Below are 8668 nucleotides of genomic sequence, written 5' to 3' on the forward strand. Positions count from 1 at the left end.
CTTTAACGAGAAAATATTCTTGTCACCCGACGTACATTGTATGATGCTCTCCGTTCAGAATGCTCCAATTTCCGTTTGCCGTAGCTACGAGACGCCCACCATCTCGAATGTAATCAGTGGTCAACTTTGTACGACGCGGTTTCTTAATGCTCTTGTCCCGTTTCCTGCTATACAATCTGTTCATGCAACGCAGACGGTATAAATACCATCGGGAAACGTTCATAACCGAACGAAACCGTACTTTGAATCGGCTTTATTTCAGAGTTCGGAACGATCCGAACTTGTTCGCACCAAGCCAAAATTTCCGTCAGTACGATGTTGGCTTCCATTCTTGCAAAGTGCGCTCCCATGCAAAAGTGCGAGCCGTAGGAAAACGCTAAGTGCTGATTATTGTTTTCCCGGTATGGATCGAATCGGTGGGCATTTTCGAATACGCGTTCATCATGGTTGGCGGAGCCCATCCAAGCGACGATCGGCTCTCCGCGGCGAATGGTTTGCCCCCTAAGCTCGATATTCGTTTTCGCGATTCGGTAAGCCGATTGCACGGGCGAACGGAAACGAAGCACTTCCTCCAGCGTTTGCGGCAGTTTTTCGGGATTTGCGCGCAATTTCGCATACAACTCCGGGTCTTCTCCGAATACTCTAAGCGAGTTGGTGATCAGATTAACCGAGGTGTCGATCCCGCCAACCAAGATTAAGAAACAGAACTGTTCAAGATCTTCCCGGGTCAAAAAGTCGCTTTTTTCTTCGACTTTAATCAAAGCGCTGACTAAGTCGTCTTCGGGCTGCTTTCTCTTGCTAGCGATCATTCGGGAGAGGTACTGTTTGATTTTTTCATTCGTCGCTTTATGCTTTTCGGACCATTCTTCCTCGGTCATCGCTTGGCTTTCTTCGGAACGAGGCCCAAATATGAGCCTCGTCCATTCCTTGAATTGCTGCCGATCTTCTTTCGGAACTCCGAGGAGATGAGTGATCGCTTCTAACGGGACGTGCAGGGAGAAAGATTGAACCACGTCAACCTTTCCCTGCTCCAAGCACTTGCGAATCGATTCCTGCGTCGTAGCCGCAATTCCCCCCGTTAGCCGGGCCATCAATCGAGGTGTCATTACTTTGCCGAATTTGGCGCGATATTTCTGATGTTCGGGAGCATCCATAAACAAAATACTCAACGGTTCAAAGGATACTTGAGAAGAAAACTGCTCTTGATCGCTCAGGACCCGCTTCACGTCCTCATACAAAAATACGTTCCAGCAATGACTCGAATCTTTAAATACAGGCTGCGTATCTCTCATCTTCCGATAAAACGGGAACGGATTTTCGGCATTCCAATCTGGTGATGCACTCATTTTGTACCTCCTCTTTAATCGAGACCTTCCAATAGCTCATTAAAGGTTCTGACCAAGTTTTGCATATCCGGTTCGCGGAAAATCGAATAATGATTACCTGTTGCTTCAATTATCCGCATCGGTTTCGAACAATACGGCTGCCATAGCGAAACATCCACTTTCGTCTCGCTGTTTAATGCCTGGAAGAAATGAACGGCGGCATGAACCCGTTCATCCGGAATGTACGAGTCGCGAGCGTGGGTTAACGAACGCGATTCATTATAAATTTGAATAATTTGACCCAAATCGGCTTGCGGATAATCATGTACGATCTGCGCCAACAAATCATTGTCTCGCATGTTTAGCTCTTTCAGAAGACTGCCGCTGAGCCCTCTTTCTTCCGCTAACTGTATGAAAGTGAGCCACAGCTTCCCGCTGCCGCAAGCCGCTTCGAGTACATCCTCAATCTCCGGCTCCTCAGACACGGTTGAAAATAGCGTCCGTAACAATCGAATCTCCTTCTCCGATTCAAACGGATTGACGTTCTGAAATTCCTTTTCAAGCACGAGCGGAGAGTCAATCATGGCAAGAAGTCCTACGCTGAGATTCATTTGCTCCATTTGTCTTGCCATCTCAAAAGCGATTGTACCCCCCACGCTCCAACCGGCGATCAAGTACACGCCCTCCGGTTGAATCTTTCTAATCATTTGAATATACGATCGTGCCAACTCTTCGGTGGTAATCACAGATGGTTCGGAGTCCTTCGTAACCGCCGAGCTAATCGCCCAATAGTGATAGTTGTCCGATAAGTTTTTACTGAACGGCACATAGGCCCCCGTGTCGCCATTCCCTGCGTGAATGAAGAATAAATGCTTGGCTGAGCTGATCCCTTCTTTCAGCAGTACGACCTGTTTGTCCGGAGACGTTAACTGCCGAGAAGGCGTCAATTCGTCAATAATGGCGGCTATCATCCGAATCGTCGGATTTTGGAACACCTTTGTGAAAGGCAAACTGATTTGGAACGCTTCGTTAATTTCGCTGACGGCCCGTGCAATAAGCAGGGAGTGGCCGCCAATTTCGAAGAATTCATCGTCGATTCCGATCTGCTCCAAGCTTAAAACATCTTTCCAAATGTGAAGCAGCCTGCGTTCCGTCTCGTTTCTGGGAACCGCGAACGCTTTCGAAGCTATATTTTTGCCGTCCGGCTCCGGCAATGCCTTACGGTCAATTTTACCATTCGTCGTTAAAGGCATTCTTTCCAAGGTCACGTAATAAACCGGAATCATATACTCTGGCAGAAATCGGGTCAGCTGCTCTCTTATCTCATTCACCGATATCGGAGCGTCGGTTACGAGATAAGCGCATAACTGTTTCTTGGACTCCATTTCAAGCATCAGCACGATAGTTTCTTTTATATGAGGCACATTCAGCAGCTGCTTTTCGATTTCGCCGAGCTCGATTCGATGACCTCTGATTTTGACCTGCTGATCGATCCGATCGATAAATTCAATGTTTCCATCCGGCCGGAAACGCGCTAAATCTCCGGTACGATACATGACTTGATCTTTCTCGAACGGATGCTCCACGAACTTCTCCGACGTCAATTGCGGCTGATTCAAGTACCCCTCCGCAAGCCCATTTCCGGCTATACACAATTCTCCTGGCGCCCCGATCGGCTGAATTTGGTTGTTCGGGCCAAGAATATACACCTTCGTATTGCTTAAAGGCTTGCCGATCGGAATCGTAACGGCCTCTTCCGCAATGGTATCAATCGGGTAATACGTAGCAAATACGGTACTTTCCGTCGGCCCGTAGACGTGCAAGATTTTGCCTTTCCCCATGATTTCCAGTGCTTTTCGCACATGATTGACGGAAACGCGCTCTCCTCCGAATAGCAGTTTACGAATTCCGGTCAATGATTGCGGCCGATTGTCAACAATCAAATTAAAGAGGGCAGTTGTCATGAACATCATTGTATTGCCGTCCGACTGGATGACTTGACTCAGCGGCTCGATGTCCATGATCACCTCTTTGGCGACGAGCACCAACGTGGCGCCATTGAGCAGCGCTCCGTAAAAATCAAACGTAAACCCGTCGAAAGCGTAATTGGAAACGGAAAGCAGCTTATCGTCTTCGCCGATTTGAATATAATTGGTATCTTTAACAACCCGGGAAATATTGAAGTGTTTCGTCATAATGCCTTTCGGGGTTCCCGTCGTTCCTGATGTATACATCACGTAAGCCACGTCGGACGCCTCGTGAGATACTCCCACGTTCGTATCGGCTTTATGATTTAACGCCGGATCATCGACAAAAAGACGATCCATTTCGACTTCCAGGCCATTTAAGACATTGCTCAGCGATTCCCGCGTGAGCAATAACCGAGCGCCGCTGTCCTTCAAGGTGTAGACGATTCTCTCTTGTGGATTTTCGGGATCGATAGGCAAGTAGGCCGCCCCAACCTTCAGAATCCCAAGCATCCCTGCGATCATTTCCATAGACCGGTCAAGCAGTATACCTACGATGTCGCCTTTGGAAACACCATAATCTTGAAGAAGTCTCGCCATCTGATTGGACTTACGGTTTAACTCCATGTAGGTCCATTCATGATCGCCGAATTTCACGGCCGTATGTTCGGGAGTCCGAACGACTTGCTCTTCAAACAATGCCGCCAACGTCTTATTTTTAGGGAAATCCGTACTCGTTTCATTGAGCGTCTTGGTTAAATAGTGTTCCTCCTCCGGAGTCGCAAGCTCGATTTCTTCCAGACGCTTCACGTATTGTGCCGCCATTTGCTGCAGCACTTTGATAAAATGCCGGCTCATCCGGTTCGCAGTGGATTCGTTGAACAATTTCGTCGAGAACTCCAGTTCGAATTCGATCGCATCCTCGGCTTCTGCCGCTGTCATCGTCAAATCGAATTTTGCCGTAAATACGGGAAGCCAGGCCGACAAGCTCTGTTGATCCGATGTTGAATCCTTGCCCACCTCGCCAAAGTTCTGCATGACAAACATCGTATCGAAGAGCGGTGCCCGCGATGTATCGCGGCGGGTTACGACCTGTTTCACGACCTCTTCGAACGGATAATCCTGATTTTCGAAAGCTTGCAGCATCGTCGATTTAACGGCTTCCACCATTTCCGCTATCGTCATCTTCCGTGTCGGATAGCTGCGGATGGCCAGCGTATTGATAAACACGCCCGCAATATTCTCCAGATCCGCATGCGTTCTTCCCGATATCGGCATGCCGACGACAAGATTCTCTTGTCCCGAGTAGAGGTGAAGCATGATTTTGTAAGCTGTCAGAAGGAGCATATTCATCGTAACGCCATGAACGGAAGCTACCTGTTTCAAGTCGTTCATCAGCGTTTCGTCCGTCCGGAATCGAATCCGGTCTCCCTCGAATTGTTGAACCGCCGGTCTCGGATAGTCGGTTGCCAGATCAAGGACGGGAACTTCTCCGGCAAATTGCTTCAGCCAGAATTCTTGCTGCCGCTTCATTCTCGGTCCGTTCATTTGCTTGGTTTGCCATCCGACATAATCTTTGTATTGAATGCGCAACGGAGCGAGCGTCTCGCCTGCATACAACTTCGTGAATTCTTCCTCTAAAATAGCGGAGCTAATGCCGTCTCCAATGATGTGATGCATGTCCGTCAAGATTAAATACCGGTCTTCGCTAATCCGCAAAACTCCTGCTCTGATTAATGGCGCATGCTCAAGATCGAAGGGCTTAATGAAACCTTTAAAATGCTCGTCGATCCACGATTGCATGGCCGAATCTTCCGCGGAACGTCCTAATCGATTTACCGCGTCAACGTAATCCAAGGCAAACGGCGTCAAATTCTTGTGAATGACTTGAACAGGCTCGCCGTTGACGCGAGGGAAGGACGTACGCAGCACTTCATGACGATTGATCAAGCCTTCGAATGCCAGTCGTACGCGTTCCAGATCCAAAGGCCCTTGAAACTGCGTGACGGCAGGCATGTTATACGTTGTCGAAGCTTCCTGCATCTGATGAAGTACATACATCCGCTTCTGCGCGGCGGAAAGCGGATAGTGCTCCGCTTCTTCAATCGGTTCGATCGACTCGAACGCTTGTTTTTCCAAGGCCTCAATGGATGCGGCCAGCTCATGAAGAATCGGAGACCGGAACACTTCGAATAACGGCGTCTCGACTTGAAGCTGCTTATGAATGCGCGTCACGAGCGTGATCGCCTTGAGCGAGTGGCCGCCAAGCTCAAAGAAATGGTCGTTGATCCCGACTTGCTCGATGTTCAGAACGTCTTGCCAGATTTCGGCCAGCGTTTGCTCCGTTTCGTTTCGAGGAGCTGCATATTCGACGCCAGTCGATAAATTGCCATCCGGAGCCGGCAATGCTTGCCGATCGATCTTCCCGTTAGGCGTCAGCGGCAGCTCGGTCAACTGCACAAAGTAGGTCGGAATCATGTAGCCAGGCAAGGTTCGGGACAACGCTGCACGCAGCTGCGCGACAGACAACTCGGTCTCCGATACGACGTAAGCGCACAGCTCGTTTTGTCCCTCCTCGTTTTCGCTGGCGATTACGGCAGCTTCCTTCACTTCTTCGATTAGCGCCAGCTGCGCTTCGATTTCGCCCAGCTCGATCCGGAATCCGCGAACTTTGACCTGATGATCGATCCGGCCCAAGTATTCAACATTCCCGTCCTGCAGCCATCTCACGAGATCGCCCGTTTTGTACATGAGTTCTCCGGGGACAAACGGATTCGGGACGAATCGTTCGCTTGTCAATTCCGGTCGGTTCAAGTAGCCTCGTCCGACGCCGGCTCCGCCGATATACAGCTCTCCCGGAATACCTATCGGCTGCAGACACTGATTCGCATCCGTGATGTAATATTTGATATTCCCCAGCGGCTTGCCGATTGGCGCATTCCGCGAGGTCAAGCTATTCTCGCCGGACCATGTACCATCCGCTTCGTAATAACTGGAATCTACGCAAGCCTCTGTCGCACCGTAACAATTGAGAATTCGCGTCTTCGAACCGTACTTCGCGTATAACTCCATAAAGTCCGATGCGGGAGCGCGATCGGCCCCCATCATGATCCAATGCAGCATCGACGTATCCAGACGATGAGCTTCGATATATTTCATCATCGGCAGCATCACGGCCGGCGTTCCGTCCAGAATATTAATGCCATGCTTCAGAACGAGGTTATAAACCGTCTCAGGTTCAAGCGCAATTTCGCTTGGACAAATGACCATCTTGCCGCCATACGGCAACGATCTTCCCAAATCGCAAATGAACACGTCAAACGAGAAGCTGGCCATTTGCAGGACGTTAACGGCGTGCAAGTCCAGGCGATATAGCTTTTCCCAAGCATAGATCATGTTCTGCAGATTGCCGTGCTCGATCATCGCTGCTTTTGGTTTACCTGTCGTACCGGAGGTAAACATGGCATAGGCCAAATGCTGCGGCTTCGTGACCGAGCTTAAATTCGTTGTTTCCTCTTGCTCGGCCGGCCCATTGTCGAGGCGAACGACCTGACCCGCAAACGATAGCCGTTTGAGCGGCTCTTGTTGGGCTAACAAATAGTTCGCGCCGCTCTCGCTGAGCATGTACTGAATCCGGTCGTCCGGATAATTCGGATCCAGCGGAACGTATGCACCGCCCGCTTTCCATACGCCTAGTACCCCGATAACCATATCCAGCGAACGATCCACCAGAATTCCGACCAGCTCATCCGGCTGCACGCCTTTTTTTCGCAGCATCCGCGCCAATTGATTGGCTCGCGCATTCAGTTCCCGGTACGTCAGCTGCTGTTCTTCGAAAACGACAGCGATACGATCCGGCGTCCTCTCCACCTGCGCTTCGAACAACTCATGGATAAGCTTATCCTGCGGATAATCCATTGCCGTCGCATTGAATACGTCTAGAATTTGGCGTCTTTCCGGTTCAGTTAACAGCTCCATTTCCCCGATCCGTACTTCCGGCTCTCTAACGGCCGCTTGGATCAGCTCCCGGTAATGACCGACCATCCGCGAGATCGTTTCTGCTTTGAACAGGGCTGTACTATACTCCAGATTGAAGTGAATTTCCGTTTCCGCTTCCGACGCTTCAAGCGTCATTTCAAATTGGGAGATGCCGATTTCAAATTCATGGTAATCGATTCTAAGCTCTGGAATTTCCAAGTTCTTCGTCTCTGCATTCTGCAGCACGAACATCGTGTCAAACAGCGGATTGCGGCTCAGGTCCCGTTTAAGATTCAGCTTCTCCACCAACGTCTCGAACGGATATTCCTGGTGCTCAAACGCCTCAAGCGCCTGTTCTTTGACTTCATTCAAGAAGGACCCAAACGTCTTCTCCCCCGAAGGGCAGCTCCGCAGCGCCAGCGTGCTCACGAACATCCCCATGACCCGGTCCGCATCCGCGTGCGCTCTACCCGCGATCGGCGTACCGACGATAAGGTCTTCCTGTCCGGTATACTTCGACAGCAGGACGTTATATGCCGCTAAAAGCACCATGTACAGCGTTGTGCCCGTTTCTTCCGCCAGGCGTTTAATTCCCGCCGTCAGCGCAGCGTCCAGCGTGAACCTCATCCGGTCGCCTTCGAAGCGCTGCATGGCCGGTCTCGGGTAATCCGTCGGCAGCTGCAGCACCGGCAGTTCGCCTTTAAAGGTATCTAACCAGTACGCTTCGTGCACCTTCATCGCTTCGCTGCCTTGCCGCTCTTGCTCCCACACCGCGTAATCCTTGTACTGGATCCGCAAATCCGGCAGCATTTCCCCGGCATACAGCTTCATGAACTCTTCGACCAGTACGCCCATCGACACGCCGTCGGAAATGATATGCGGCATGTCCAGCAGCAGCAAGTGACGCTCCTCGCTTGACTGAGGCTCTTCGCTCGGTTGATGCCCTTCGCCTAGTTTGATCAACGCTGCCCGCAACAGCGGAGCTTGACTCAAATCGAACGGACGGATAAAATCGCTCACCAACGCATCCGCTTCGGCCTCCGTCGCCCTTTTTTCGCTGATCGCAAAAGACACGGACGGGCGAATGAGCTGCATCGCTTCTCCTTCGGCCAGCTCAAACGAAGTCCGCAGCGACTCATGCCGCTCGATCAGCCGGTTTAGCGCATGCACCAAACGCTCGCGCTCCAGCTTTCCTTCGAGACGCAGTGCCGCCGGCATGTTGTAGCTGGTGCCGGCGCCTTCCATTTGACTTAACACGTACATCCGTTTTTGCGCCGACGATAACGGGTAATACGGCCGCGCCGCTGCCGGCTGGATCGCGGCGAACGCGCTTGTTTCCTTCGATGCGATCACGGCCGCCAAGCCCTCCAGCGTCGGCTGCTGGAACACCTCCCGCAG

The 8668-nt window shown here is 51.0% G+C and carries 2 protein-coding genes; both read right to left on the minus strand.

What is annotated here, in order from left to right:
• Window positions 1-167: 167 nt before the first annotated feature.
• Complete coding sequence (locus BMZ79_RS04815) at window positions 168-1346, minus strand: cytochrome P450 (protein ID WP_090637006.1); 1179 nt, start codon at window positions 1344-1346, stop codon at window positions 168-170.
• Window positions 1347-1360: 14 nt separating this feature from the next.
• The gene (locus BMZ79_RS04820) at window positions 1361-8623 is read right to left on the minus strand and encodes a non-ribosomal peptide synthetase (RefSeq protein WP_218154651.1); all 7263 of its coding nucleotides are present in this window, start codon (window positions 8621-8623) and stop codon (window positions 1361-1363) included.
• Window positions 8624-8668 lie beyond the last annotated feature (45 nt).

Source organism: Paenibacillus sp. UNC496MF (genome assembly GCF_900113915.1).
Classification (GTDB): domain Bacteria; phylum Bacillota; class Bacilli; order Paenibacillales; family Paenibacillaceae; genus Paenibacillus_Z; species Paenibacillus_Z artemisiicola.

Excerpts from the sequence above, each read along its gene's own strand:
- BMZ79_RS04815 (WP_090637006.1), bottom strand. The coding sequence starts at position 1,346 with ATGAGTGCATCACCAGATTGGAATGCCGAAAATCCGTTCCCGTTTTAT.